The sequence below is a fragment of the Vibrio sp. 10N.261.55.A10 genome (genome assembly GCF_041470825.1).
Classification (GTDB): Bacteria; Pseudomonadota; Gammaproteobacteria; order Enterobacterales; family Vibrionaceae; genus Vibrio; species Vibrio crassostreae_C.
Genome location: NZ_JBFRNC010000035.1, coordinates 61801 through 75087 on the forward strand (window position 1 = coordinate 61801; position 13287 = coordinate 75087).

The window sequence follows — 13287 nt, forward strand, 5'->3', positions numbered from 1 at the left end:
GCAAAGCTAAGTGAATAAACCGACTCAGCCAGTTTAACAAACAAGATTAATGTGAGCACAACCTAATAAGCGCTCACGATTATCACGAATTAGAGAAAAGACAATATGAAAAAGCATCTGATAAGCGCACTGATTTTAGGCTCACTAATTAGTACTAATGCCTTCGCAGAATTAAACAAAGAACAAACTCAACAACTTGAAGAAATTAATCAATTCCTGAAGGAAAACCCATCGACGATCTCTGGATTGCATACCAGTTTAGAGCAGTACGTAGCAGGTCAAGAGCAAGCGAAGAAAGCCCAAGCGGAAAGCCATGATTGGTTATACAACAATGACGCTCACCCGATCCTTGGCAATCCAGATGGCAAATCGGTCATCGTTAATTTTACCGACTACAACTGTCCTTTCTGTAAGCGCTTAGAAAAAGGGTTAACTCAACTCACCTCTGAAAATAGCGACATTAAGGTCATCAATGTCTACCTATCATTTAAGCAGCAACAAGTTTCGGGTCTAAACACCAACGCAGCGCTATACGCGATGAAAGTATGGAAAGATAACCCAGAAGCATTCCCTGAAGTTGATAGATTGCTGATGGCGAAAAGCGGTATTCACTCGAAAAGCTCACTAGAAGCCGTTGCCAAGAAGACGGGAACAGAGGCGGAACTAAAAACAACTCAAGAACAAAACCAGGTTCTAACCACTAACCATCAAACGTTCAGTGCACTCGGCTTAACGGGCACTCCAACCATGATGATGAACGGAAATGTTTTACCAGGATATGTGCCTTATGACCGATTAAAAGAGATCGTGGACGACGCTTTTTAATCGACTGTAGATAGAGATAAAAATTCGAAAGAGAAGTGAATAAAAAGCCGACCTGCGTAACTCACAGTCGGCTTTTGATGAGCTTAAGGTAATGTTTTCAATATTATTTTTGAAACAGAAAAGCAGTCGAAGTGTCACTATCTTGCAATGGATTCTTAATCTAGCCTCGCTACTCTAAAAGCAGTTCTGTCGATGAGTCCAAGACGTGCTTACTCTAGACAACTGTCCTTTGACCGAGCCTAGCTCGGTCTTTTTTTACGTGTTTTAGATAACAACACAGTGCATTAACACGGAAACGTCAAACCGACTGAGCCTTAACTTAGCAAACGACAAACAAGCGCACCCGGCTCCCTTAACGCATCCACGTTATAGCTAAGGACACGTCCGGCAGACGGCGCGTGATAACGGCGACACTCATTACCAAAAGCGTCATATTGAATAGCCAACAGATCATCTTGTTCTACGCTCTGCAGAAGCTCAACCTGCGGCAATACGAAACCACCAATATCAGCGCGGATAGAAACCACATCATTACCCTCTATCCAATCCATACTCGGCAGCTGCATTTTCTCGGGATGATTTATTTCAACCTCGAACATTTCATAATAAGACAGCATGTTAAAAACACCGTCTACCGCTCGTTGAATCATGTCAGGCTGAGTAAATTTCCCCATCCCAACTTCCACCGTGATGCTCGGAATTCCACTTCGATTCCAAACCGTTTCCAAAATACCTGGGTCACCAGGGTCATTCAGAACACAATCGGGCTGCATCAGCCTCGCCATCTCCAAACATTGTTCTATGCGGTAATCAGCAAACACATAAAGTGGATAAACTGCGCCACGAGTTTGAGTGTGGAGGTCAACGGCGAAGGTGGCATTATGCTTAAGCAAACGCTCCCACAAAGACGCAACAAAGCGCTCCGCAGCCAAGCCATTCGCGTCACCCGGAAAGAGTCGATTAAGATTAGCAGGGCAAGAACCCGGATCCGAAGAGATGAAATCACGGCTATGGTTCAGCAAGCCAGACAGATTCACAGTAGGTACAATCGTTACCGTGCCTTTGAGCGTTTTACCGACTAAGTCCCTGATAATTTGCTGTGCAGCCAACACTCCGTTTAGCTCATCACCGTGAATACCGGCGGTGATCATCAAACTAGGACCTTCTTGACTGCCTTTGAAAACAGAAACCGGCATGTTCTTAGGTTGCCCTAGCCCATCACTGGTGACTTGAAACCAAAACTGGTGCTCTCCAACGGGTAGGTCTTCAACATTCAAGGAGCCAATAACCTGCCTACCTTGTAAAACATCGCCTAAGTACTCTGTTTTCATCCAACGTCTCCATATTGTTGAGCAGAATCTATTCTCTTCTAAGTTTTTGCATCATAGAGGATATCCTTACCAGTACAAGCAGTTAATCAGATTAACAAGCTCTCAGCGCAGCCAAAATTCACCACCATCGACATACGTGATTGCAAGGTAAAACTTGCCAATGTGACCTTTGAAATACACGCAACTTGTATAACTATTCATAGAACACTCAGTCGCATGAAATAAAAGTGCAACAAAATCAACACTTAAAAAAGTTCCCCCATTCACGAAAATGTAATTTTATGGAAATGAAAGCTTAATTTATCTGCTCTAAATTAGCTTCATATCGAAACGGAGAGCACATTGCTCACGGATTTTAAAATACAAGGTAAGTGATTATGAAAAAGGCAGTTCTAGCTTCTGCAGTGGTAGCGGCACTAGTTTCAGGTTCATCTCTAGCAGCAACAGTTTACAGCTCTGATGGCACAGAACTTAAAATTGGCGGTCGTGCGGAATTCCGTGGTGATTTCATTGGTTCAGGTGGTGCTGAAATCGACGGTACGATGAAAAACAAAAGCCGTGTTCGTTTGAATGTGGGTGGTACTACAGAAATCACTAGCGACCTATCTGGTTTTGGTTTCTACGAAGCAGAACAAAGCGTGAAATCTTCTGCTGATAACAGTAAGACTGAAAACTTTAAGCAACGTTACATGTATGCAGGTTTTGAAGGTAACTTCGGCGCAGTATCAGTAGGTCGTCAAGATACAGCTGCAGCTCAAATCTCAGAAATGTCGGATGTTACTATCTACTCTGGTGACCAAAAAGCATTCATCAATGCAGGTGACGAGCAAATCAATAACACGTTTGTATACGCTTACGACGCAGACGCACTTTCTCTTAAAGCAAGTTTGATTGCTGGTGAAGACAAAGATACTGACGGTTACGGTATCTCTGGCATTTACACACTACCGATGGGCTTAGGTTTCGGTCTTGGTTACTCAGGTAACGACAACGGTACTGGTAATGGTTCAGCTACAGCATTGATTGCTGGTATTAACTACAAAATGGATGCTTTATACCTAGGTGCAACCTACACAATGGGTGACCTAGACGACAAAGCAAAAACTGAGTTCTCTGGTGTGGAAGTTGCTGCTAAATACAAGCTAACAGACCAATTTGAACTGGCAGGTTTGTACCAAAAACAAGAAAAAGACGCGACACAGAACTTAACTGTAGACACAGCTGACTTCTTTGAGCTGACTGGTACTTACAAGTTCAACAAATCTATCCGTACATACGTTGCTTACCAATTAAACAATCTAGACGACGTAAAAGTTGCAGGTTTAGAAACACAAAGTGAAGACTCTCTTCGCCTAGGTGTACGTTACGACTTCTAATCTAAATCGACTTTAGATACAGACTAAAAAGGTTGGGCAATGGCTCAACCTTTTTTCATATTCAAATATTCTGACTGACTTCATCAATGCTTTTTCTGGTTAAGTGGTGCTAAATCCGTATCATAGGTGAACCACATCAAATAATTAGAAGCATCATGTCACAACACCATCCGATCCAAGGCGCTAGCTGGATGCTAACCGCAGGCCTAGCCTTTGCCGTTATTAACAGCCTAACTCAAATTGCTAGCATTCATTTCGGACTTACTTCTACCACCGTTGCCGTCATTCAATACGCCATCGCGTTATTCGCTATTCTTCCTTATCTGAAAACGCTGGGTATTCGCCGCGCGCTAAAAACCGACAACCTCAAATTGCACGTATTCCGTGTCTTCTTGTCTGTTATTGGTATTCAACTTTGGATATGGGCACTGGCTTACCCAGTACCAATTTGGCAAGGCATTGCCCTTCTCATGACATCGCCATTGTTTGCAACCATTGGTTCAGGGCTTTTCTTAAAAGAGAAAGTTGGGGCTGCTCGCTGGGGCGCGACCTTAGCAGGCTTCGTGGGTGCGATGGTGATTCTAGAGCCGTGGGCTGAAGATTTTAACTGGGCAACGTTATTACCAGTCGGTGCCGCTTTCTTCTGGGCATGCTACTCACTGATGGTGAAAAAGCTCTCTTCACAAGACAGCCCTTCAACCATGGTGGTTTACCTGCTGCTATTAATCACACCATTTAACATCCTGCTTGCCGCGCCAGATTGGCAGACGCCAAGCGGCGGTACAATTTGGGCTATCTTGATTGTTATCGGTGTTATGACGGCACTCGCTCAATGGGCGATTGTAAAAGCCTACTCGGTCGCTGATGCTTCGTTTGTGCAACCTTTTGACCACGCCAAATTACCGCTAAATGTTTTAGCAGGTTGGATTGTGTTTAGTTGGGTTCCACCGGGTCGTTTATGGCTAGGTGCTGCTATTATTATTGCGTCAGTTGCATTTATAACGCACTGGGAAACCAAAAAACCTTCGAAAGTGAAGAAAGTTTAAGGTTGGTGAAATAAATAGTTCGACTGTCCGTTCTATATGGATAAGAGAATTCAAACGAGGCCGTAACCATGAAGAAACCAGTCAAGATTACACTATACCGTTGGGCAGGCAGCTGGGGTCCATTTAAAGTTAATATCCCATGTGGGGAATGTACCCTTACCAAAGACATTCTGAAGGATACTTTTGAGAATGAATTGGCCGATGTCGATGTCGAATTGGAAGTGAAAGATTGGTTGTCTCACTGGTGGGAGCCGCTAAAACTTGGCTCTTGGCACGCCCCAATCCTTGTTGTTGAAGGCAAAGTGGTCAGCCAAGGTGAAGCGCTGAATCGCGGTGTGTTAATCCAATCGGTGATCAAAGAGTGGACCAAACGAGACAGCCTAAAAGGCAACATCGTTTATGGTAAGGCGACCTGCCCATTCTGTGTTAAAGCGAAGAAAATGCTGGATGAAGCGGGTGTTGAATACCAATACCACGATGTCGTAAAAGATAGCGCCGCTTTGTACCGTATGATTCCAGAGGTAAAAGCACACATTGGTGAGAAAACACCGGTCACCGTCCCGCAGATCTGGCTTGATGGTAAGTACATCGGTGGTGCCGATAACTTAGAAGCGTGGATGAAAGAGAATGGCTTAGATAGCATCCCTAATAATGTGGTCGACTTATCCAATCAATCTGCTGGCTGAGTTCATTAAAAGCCATTAGTCAGAAGCTTAATTGGTATTTTTTGTGTCCATCCACAACAAAACAAAGCGATAACTTTCACCAATCGCTAAAACGAAAAAGGCCTTAAACTTCATCGAGTTTAAGGCCTTTTAAAATTCCGTTTTTGAAAATGCTTATTTAGCCATTTTCTTCATCATTCGCTTAAAGAACGATGGTTTCTTTGGCTTTGAAGTGCCGTACAATGCTTCGTGCATCATGTTTTTTGCTGCCATTTGACCAAGGTATGCGTGGCCTAGTTCGTAATTCATGCTTATCTCCGCACATAATCAACTTTCTTTAGCGCGGATTCTACACTTAAAACGCCCAAAAACAAGATCTAAATCACACTTTAATGCAATATTAAGCATTCATTTGCAATTAGCCTAATTTTGTCTCTGTGCTAATCAGCATTGTTTTTGTATATCAATGAGTTAACCTAAAATCTGGTTTGAGCTTAATGCTCCATTCCTAATAACAACCCAAGACATTGATTTAGACACTGATAAAAAAAGCAGCTCAATAGAGCTGCTTTCTAAAATGCTTTACTGAGAAACCTAGCTGCGCTTTGGCTGTCTGTAAGTTTTACCGGCAATTTGGTATGTGTCTTTTTGCTTCAATTCAAACATCGTTTCAAAGAACCAAGCTGCAAATTTAATTAAGTCATCGCCTTCATTCATAACATGTTCGATGTACTCTTGCTCTTCGCCTTGTTCATTTTCTTGAAGCGTCACGTGGTAAATACGCTTTTCGCCTTCCACTTCAGCAAGTGCAAATTGACCAGTCAGTGATGCAGCAGCCTCAGCGACTTCTGTATCCTCATTGGATTTCAATAGCTCAAGCGCTTGAGGCAGGCCATCTAGTGCGCAGATAGCTTTTACCAGTACTTCAAATTCATTTTGCTGCATTTTGTTTTTACCTATTCAATGGACCGAAGCATTGTAGAAAACCATCAGCACAAATACAACGTATTAACGATGGTGCGTTAAACGATAGTGAATTTGGCATTTAGCTATATTCCACTTCAACAGTATCGCCTTTCTTGTTCATTTTGGTTGAAGACCAAAGCACTCCGCCCATGGCTGCACCAATAATGAGGTAGAACACGCCTAATTGAAGATGAGTCGTGACCCAACTCTCTACAAGATACCCACCCAATAAACCCGCTAAACACATCTGAATTGAACCAGACAATGCCGACACTGCTCCCGCTTGTTTCTTATGAGGTTCTAATAACATGCTGATTGATAATGGGAACGAGATGCCTTGTGCTATCGCCAACCAAGTAAACGCCCAAACTAAGTTAAAGATGGATAACTCATGAGTAAGAAGCCAAGTTCCCGATGCCAAGATAATCAAAATAGCTAGGCTCATCAGTTGGGGCGTACTAAACCTACGATTGAGTAAGTTTAAAGCGACGCTACCTATCAGTAAGCCTGCCGAAGGGACAATCATCAATGAACCATACTCAGCGGCGGTCAGCCCCAATTGCTCTTGCATTAAGAATGGGAATAAAGATAACGATACCAAACTCGCCATATAACTCATCCAGTTATAACTGGCGCTGCTTATCACTTGGCGATTCGTTAACAAGCGTCCGTAGTTCTTTACCACTTGGCTGACTTCAAAACGGCTCTTCCCATATGGCAGAGTTTCATGCAACACGAAGTAACCCAGTGTGAATATCGCCAGTAAATACAATAGAACGAACAGGAACACAGCCTGCCAACCAAGGTGGAATGAAATCCAGCCACCAAATACAGGCGCGATGATCGGCATAATCGACGCGGTGATCGAGATATAAGACAACGCTTTGGTAAGCTGTGAACCATCATAGCTGTCACGAAGCACACTTCGCCCAAGAACCGAGGCACTGCCCGCCCCTAAACCTTGCAGCAAGCGACCAACTTCTAGCGCCGTCATATTGTCAGAAAACACAACACAAACGACTGTACCAATCAAATAAACACCCTGACCTAACAAGAAGATAGGTCTTCTTCCCACCGCATCGGACATCGGTCCGTAAAATAGCTGAGACAAGCCAAAACCCACCAGAAACAGCGTGACGAGAAGCTGTACATCTACTTGAGTAGCACTTAAATCAGAAGCAATTAACGGTAATGCTGGCAAGTAGATGCTCACACCCACCTGCCCCGTAGCAATAATCATCATTGCTAAGAGTAACGGTGTTTTTTTAAAGGTCGATTGGCTCAAAAAATTCCCTATTCGTTTGATATTTGTTCATTAGATGAGTTTACATTCAAAACCAATAATTGATAATTAGCTAAATTGGAATTTTATTAAGTCCCAACAGGAAATAATATGGATTGGATTCTTAACGTAAAAAGCTATGTCAGAGTAGTGGAAGAAGGTAGCTTCAATGGTGCTGCTCGAAAACTTAACACCACCAGCTCGGCGATCAGCAAAAGAGTGAACTGGCTAGAAGAGCGCATCGGCACCCAACTGTTAAAGCGCACCACGCGATCAATTAGCCAAACCGAAGCAGGTGCGCTCTTTTACCTGCGAGCCAAGGATCAGCTCGACAATTGGCAGTCCATTATTGATGAGACTCGCTCGGTTAACCAAACCCCAGCAGGCCTATTAAAGATTGGCGCTACGATTGCGGTTGGCTCTAAGTTTCTGGTGCAATACATGGACGACTTCTTAGAAAAGTACCCTGATATTAAGGTACAACTCATCACCACTACGCCCGGTCAATTACCCGAGCTTGGCTTGGACTTGGTAATCAGTCGTGAACTAGAACAACTCAACTCATTAAGCTTCAAGAAAACACCGCTGTTTGAACACAGAGCCAGCTTCTATGCAGCACCAAGCTATCTTGCCAAACACGGCTACCCCACTTGCGAGCAAGATTTGGAGCAACACAATTCGTTAATTTGGGGAGAGCGTCCGACCCGTGAAGTAGCACTCACCAAAGGGCAGCGAATAACGTTAAACGGTAACTTTGCGACCACCAATCCAGAGGCTTTGTTTCATGCTGCGAAGCGAGGAATGGGCGTACTGTTAACCATCAAAGCGATGATCAAAGAGGATCTAAAGCAAGGGACATTAGTTCCAGTATTGCCAAATATTACCGCCGACGAAGTGATGGTTTACGCGTACTACCCTAAGCTTGATTACTCGCACACGCGAACCAAGCTCTTTTTGGACCATCTGAAAGACAGGCTAGACAAAGAGCGTAGCACGCAAGCTCTGTGAAATAAGTCACGTTTTAATTTGAAAAGTTATACAACACGGTCAATAATAAACTTGACGCATATAGATTATACAAGTTCGCACATATACAAGATAATACGTATACCGCTTACACAGTGAATCTGGTTAACTAGGGGTGGTGGCTATGACTCAACATACGCACAATAGCATGATAGACACAGAGCGCATTGGCCGTTTGCTGAAATTGGAAGGTATCGACCTTTTAGAGTCAGCTGTGCTTACTTTACATCAGACCTTTGATACTCAATACACCAGCATCATTGAGAAGAAGTACTTCCCTGACCAAACCGTTCCTTTGGTGATCGCCCATTCTGATCATGTATTGCATGACAAAATCAATGCGCGCCATGGTCACATCTACCAACAAGCCGTCAACCAAAGACACCCAGATTGCTCGTTTGCTCAGTACGTCGTCCAGTCATTGCCAACATCGGCATTTAGGCAGGAAATCACCTCACAAAACTCCATCGCGATCCCGACTCAAACTCAAAGTGGCGAAGTGATGGGCGTGCTGTTTTCAACGTTCACCTCGCCTCTTAGCCCTGATCAGCAACAAGACGTGGTAAAGCACCATCAATTGTTCGCCGACATCATCATCCATACCTTGCGTGAAATGTGGTTTAACGATCGTTCCGAACAACTTGTAAATCAGCTTAGTTATGAGGTGTCACACGACAGCCTAACCGGGTTACTCAACCGAAGCTGTTTATCAGATACCTTAGAGTCGATTACTCAACAGAGCGTCACTCCGTTTACATTGGCTTTACTCGATATCAATAGCTTCAAAGCCATTAATGATATGCACGGTAATTATATTGGCGACAAGGTGCTGCAGTTTGTCGCAGAAATATTGCGCCGAACTTTACCTGAAAGCAACCTGACTTTCCGGACTGCTGGCAACGAGTTCGCCTTCATCACCTACCATTCTGATCCGATAGCCGTGTGCGAACAAATACTGGCCAAAATTAAGCAGGGCTACAGTAGCGTTGATATCAAGATAGATTTCGACGTCAGCATCGGTATTGCCAGTTCGGATGGAGACAACAAAGACGTTGAGCAAATCATCTTCAATACCAGCTTGGCGCTTAAAGAGTGTAAACACAGCCAAGATACTCATATTCAATGTTATGACACTCACTTAAGAGTTCGTTACCAAAGAAAAACCGAGCTAGTCGCAGCGCTACGAAGTGAGCTGGAAAACCCAATTTCACAAAGCTATATCCCCGACAGCAATGGAATGTACGTAGTGGTACAGCCGATTGTGGGTCAAGGTGAAACGCAATGGGAATATTTCGAGGTACTGACTCGCTGGAAAACCGCCAGACATGGAGACATCTCACCCGTAGAGTTTATTCAAGTGGCAGAAGAGTCAGGGCTGATTGTCGAATTAGGTGAACGCATTATTGAATTGGTGTGCCGCGCTAAAACCACACTAGAGCAAGGCTTGGGCTACAAGGTTAAACTTGGAATCAACTGCTCTGCGCACGAGCTTACTGATTCGAAACGTTATATATCCTACCTGACTCGAACCATTGAACAGCACCATTTTAAGGCGAATGAGTTTGTTATCGAGTTAACCGAAACCGTTCTGTTATCGCCAACACAAGAGACAAAATCCGCGCTTAACTTTCTGAGAGGACAAGGCTTCACGATTGCACTCGACGACTTTGGTACAGGCTACTCCAGTTTGAACTACATCCACAGCTACCCTATCGATTGCATTAAAATTGATGCGACCTTTATTCGAGACTTGTTAACTAGTTCGACCTCAGAGAGCGTAGTATGGCTGATTGTTCAACTGGCCCATAGACTCGATGTATCTTTGGTTGCGGAAGGTGTTGAGAAGCGTGAGCAATTAGAAAAGCTGCACGCGATGGGATGTGACAAGATCCAAGGTTACCTCTACTCACCTCCAATGCGGCCTGAAGCTATCGTTAGCTATGTCGCGCACTTAGAGCCTTTAGTTTAAACCCTTACCGAACCTTCTATTGAGAACTAAAAAGCCGCAAGAGCATCACTTAACACTGACTGTGCTTTGTGATGCTCTTGCGGCTATAAAACAGTTTAATGGCTAGCTACTTACTAGCATTATTAACCATTGCTAGATTGCGCGTTTCTAACGCTGCCTTCAATAGCTTGTCGGCTTCATCTCTCGCGGCTGTGAATGTCGCTTTTTCCTTTTTAGGCACAGAATCGGCCATTGGGATATTCGCTTTCATCGCATCAACAGGGCGACCACGTTCGATCAGTTCATAGTGCAAGTGAGCACCTGTCACTCGACCCGTTTTACCCGATAGGCCAATACGTTGACCACGAGATACCGTTTGTCCTTTACGAACAAGGATCTTGCTTAAGTGCAAGTAGCGCGTTTTGTAAGTGCTGCCGTGCTGAATGACCACGTAGTTACCCGCATATGGGTGCTTACGCGTCATAATCACTTTGCCATCACCCGTTGCTTGAACAGGTGTGCCAATTGGTGTCGCGAAATCCGTACCGTTGTGCGGTGAAATGCGGCCAGTCACAGGGTGTAAGCGCTTAGGGTTAAACTGAGAACTTTGGCGCCAGCTACTGCTCACTGGGTAACGTTGGAAAGCACGTTGTAAGCTATCGCCATTAGCATCGTAATATTGTCCGTCAGTGTGTAAGTATGCTGACACAACGCGGTTACGATTCATGATCTTAATTGCTTCAATTTCACGTTTTCCGGTTGCAACACCATCAACATATTGCGCTTTTTGAAGCACTTCAAACTGATCGCCAGCACGTAGGTCTCGGCTAAAGTTCAGCTTATCTTTAAGAAGAGTCACAATATGGTCAATCTCAAGACTGCTCAGGCCAACCTTGTTCGCCGACATAGAGAAGCTGCCTTGAATATCACCCACTAAAGGTTTTTGCTTCCACTCGCCCGGAATAGAGATATCTTCAAACTCGTATGTACCATCTTCAAGCAGTCGGTAAACCACTTTATCTGCAACACTAAATTGAAGTTCCATTTTGGAAAGGTCGCCCGTCGCTTCATCACGCCAAAAACGCAATGTGTTACCTGGGCGAAGCGTGTCTAACGCAAGGAAGTTTAAATCGGTTTCCATCACGCTCATCATCGATTTGTAAGAAAATCCAAGCTGAGTGAAGATGCTACTCAAATTATCGCCCGTTTGAATTTGATACTCAAATGTCGGCGGCTCAATAACGGTAACAGAAGATGGTGACAGAATTGACTCAATAACGGTTGAGTCGGGCAAATCAAGATCGATCGTTTTCGTCAGATCCGATTGTGACGATTGCAAAGCAACACCAATCGCAGCAATAAGTGGCAGTCCCAAAATAGCTACTTTTTTTACAGGTGAAAGCTCAGCAAACGGAGAGGGAAATATTTTTGAATACACGGTAAACAGGTCTTTCTACGATATAAAGGCATAGGATATGCTTTTCAAACGCATAAATCATCAATGCATTGTCATAATATGATGTGAATCTTCCCAACTTAGCCTAAGTCATTGAGTTGCCGTAGATGAAGAGCCACTAGATAAGAAATAAAATTAACCGCTAAATTTAAAAATAAAAAAGCAGAAACGGCTAGTTTCTGCTTTCTATTGGTTGACGTTATTCCGTTTCGAATAATTAATAAACGAAGCGAATTAGTCGCTGGTTTTAAGAAAAGATTATGCGTTTACCGTCGACACTAGGCAGTTGTCTTCACCAAATTCATTTGGGATGTAACGATCGGCATTCGCATCGTTCACCCATTGTTGGTCATCAACTAGGTAGCGGAATTGAAACTCGCCATCTTTAGGTAGACGAGTTTTAAACTTGTAAACCTTCCCTTTGGCCAGTTTTTTCATTGGGGTGGCTTTCCAATCAAGAAAGTCAGCAACGATGGATACAGAGTTCGCTTCCTGAGCTTCTAGCTCGAAGGTCACTTCAACTTCATCTTTCGTCTTAAAAAAACGTTTATTAATCATTCGCAAGCTCCATTTGTAATAATAAGCGGACACAAAGCTAACTGTGTCTAAATTTCATTCATCTAACTAAGATAATATGTAATTTGGCTCACATAAACAACAGATCCTTACATTCACGAAAACGTTATTGCTTACCAATTGATTGCGTATCAAAAGAAAAACTCATTAACACCTTTTCAGAAGGGGGTTCTGCAAATGATTGTTCCGCAGAATGCTGAGTAAAGCCGATAAAACCTTCCCCAGTAAGTTTATTCTGTGATTGCGAACCTGGCTGCTGAGCTACCTCCAATGTCTGAATTTGTATACGATCACCCAGTAAAAGTTGGTCGACTAACACCACACGGCTTCGTTGCTGGTCATGCTTAAACAGGCCTAGATAATAGAAAACACCGCTGCCTTGGTTAGATATCCACATCGGCGCGACAAAGAAACTCGCCTTGCCCAGCGTGGCGGCTGAAAGATTATTTGTGTCTACCGTTACCACACCGCGCTCAACACCTGAGTCATAGCGTCCAAACGCGATGGCTCTAGGCTCATCAACTTCATTGATAAAAGCGTAGGCGTTAGTCTCAGGAACTTTAATTGTCCATGGATTGGTCGTCTTCAAATCAAAAACGGTTTCTACGACTGGGTCATAACTCACTTGAGAAGAAGGAAACTTCGCCAAGATCTCTTCATCACTTAAGCTAAAGCGATAAATACCCGCTACTATCACAACAACCAGCATGACAATTGGAATCAGTAGAATCAGAGGGATAGGTAAGATTTTCTTTTTCATGGGCAATTATATTCTTTTGTTTTCATCCAG

The 13287-nt window shown here is 43.7% G+C and carries 13 protein-coding genes; 6 read left to right on the forward strand and 7 right to left on the reverse strand.

What is annotated here, in order from left to right; genetic code table 11:
• Positions 1 to 105 precede the first annotated feature (105 nt).
• The gene (locus AB4274_RS12360; protein ID WP_372112154.1) at positions 106 to 825 is read left to right on the forward strand and encodes a DsbA family protein; all 720 of its coding nucleotides are present in this window, start codon (positions 106 to 108) and stop codon (positions 823 to 825) included.
• 314 nt (positions 826 to 1139) lie between these two features.
• Here the strand turns inward: AB4274_RS12360 and AB4274_RS12365 are convergent, their stop codons facing one another.
• On the reverse strand, positions 1140 to 2156 hold the full coding sequence (locus tag AB4274_RS12365; RefSeq protein WP_017071615.1) for a succinylglutamate desuccinylase/aspartoacylase family protein: 1017 nt from the start codon (positions 2154 to 2156) through the stop codon (positions 1140 to 1142).
• A gap of 377 nt (positions 2157 to 2533) precedes the next feature.
• Here AB4274_RS12365 and AB4274_RS12370 point away from each other — a divergent pair, with 377 nt between their 5' ends.
• The 3 genes from AB4274_RS12370 (at position 2534) to AB4274_RS12380 (ending at position 5264) form a co-directional block, all read left to right on the forward strand.
• Complete coding sequence (locus AB4274_RS12370; RefSeq protein WP_102321347.1) at positions 2534 to 3532, forward strand: porin; 999 nt, start codon at positions 2534 to 2536, stop codon at positions 3530 to 3532.
• Positions 3533 to 3687: 155 nt separating this feature from the next.
• Positions 3688 to 4578, forward strand: coding sequence for a DMT family transporter (locus AB4274_RS12375; RefSeq protein WP_017062738.1), 891 nt, complete (start codon positions 3688 to 3690; stop codon positions 4576 to 4578).
• A gap of 68 nt (positions 4579 to 4646) precedes the next feature.
• On the forward strand, positions 4647 to 5264 hold the full coding sequence (locus AB4274_RS12380; protein ID WP_017062739.1) for a glutaredoxin domain-containing protein: 618 nt from the start codon (positions 4647 to 4649) through the stop codon (positions 5262 to 5264).
• Between the two features lie 153 nt (positions 5265 to 5417).
• Here AB4274_RS12380 and AB4274_RS12385 read toward each other — a convergent pair whose 3' ends face one another.
• From AB4274_RS12385 to AB4274_RS12395, 3 genes are all read right to left on the reverse strand, one after another.
• Positions 5418 to 5552 (reverse strand): hypothetical protein, encoded by a 135-nt coding sequence (locus tag AB4274_RS12385; RefSeq protein WP_010431176.1) that lies wholly within the window; start codon positions 5550 to 5552, stop codon positions 5418 to 5420.
• A 285-nt stretch (positions 5553 to 5837) separates the two neighbouring features.
• Entirely contained in the window at positions 5838 to 6188 is a 351-nt protein-coding gene (locus AB4274_RS12390; protein ID WP_017057980.1) for a hypothetical protein, read from the reverse strand.
• 100 nt (positions 6189 to 6288) lie between these two features.
• Entirely contained in the window at positions 6289 to 7494 is a 1206-nt protein-coding gene (locus AB4274_RS12395; protein WP_372074928.1) for a multidrug effflux MFS transporter, read from the reverse strand.
• A gap of 108 nt (positions 7495 to 7602) precedes the next feature.
• Here AB4274_RS12395 and AB4274_RS12400 point away from each other — a divergent pair, with 108 nt between their 5' ends.
• On the forward strand, positions 7603 to 8499 hold the full coding sequence (locus AB4274_RS12400) for a LysR family transcriptional regulator (protein WP_017068382.1): 897 nt from the start codon (positions 7603 to 7605) through the stop codon (positions 8497 to 8499).
• A gap of 142 nt (positions 8500 to 8641) precedes the next feature.
• Positions 8642 to 10486 (forward strand): putative bifunctional diguanylate cyclase/phosphodiesterase, encoded by a 1845-nt coding sequence (locus tag AB4274_RS12405; RefSeq protein WP_372074929.1) that lies wholly within the window; start codon positions 8642 to 8644, stop codon positions 10484 to 10486.
• Between the two features lie 106 nt (positions 10487 to 10592).
• Here AB4274_RS12405 and AB4274_RS12410 read toward each other — a convergent pair whose 3' ends face one another.
• The 3 genes from AB4274_RS12410 to AB4274_RS12420 form a co-directional block, all read right to left on the reverse strand.
• Positions 10593 to 11903: a peptidoglycan DD-metalloendopeptidase family protein gene (locus AB4274_RS12410; protein WP_372112156.1), complete on the reverse strand. Its 1311-nt coding sequence runs from the start codon at positions 11901 to 11903 to the stop codon at positions 10593 to 10595.
• Positions 11904 to 12179: 276 nt separating this feature from the next.
• A complete protein-coding gene (locus tag AB4274_RS12415; RefSeq protein ID WP_009845720.1) occupies positions 12180 to 12479 on the reverse strand; it encodes an isoamylase early set domain-containing protein in 300 nt (99 codons plus the stop codon).
• A 124-nt stretch (positions 12480 to 12603) separates the two neighbouring features.
• Positions 12604 to 13257 carry a hypothetical protein gene (locus AB4274_RS12420; RefSeq protein ID WP_017064322.1) on the reverse strand — a complete coding sequence of 218 codons (654 nt, stop codon included), beginning with the start codon at positions 13255 to 13257 and terminating at the stop codon, positions 12604 to 12606.
• Between the last annotated feature and the right edge of the window lie 30 nt (positions 13258 to 13287).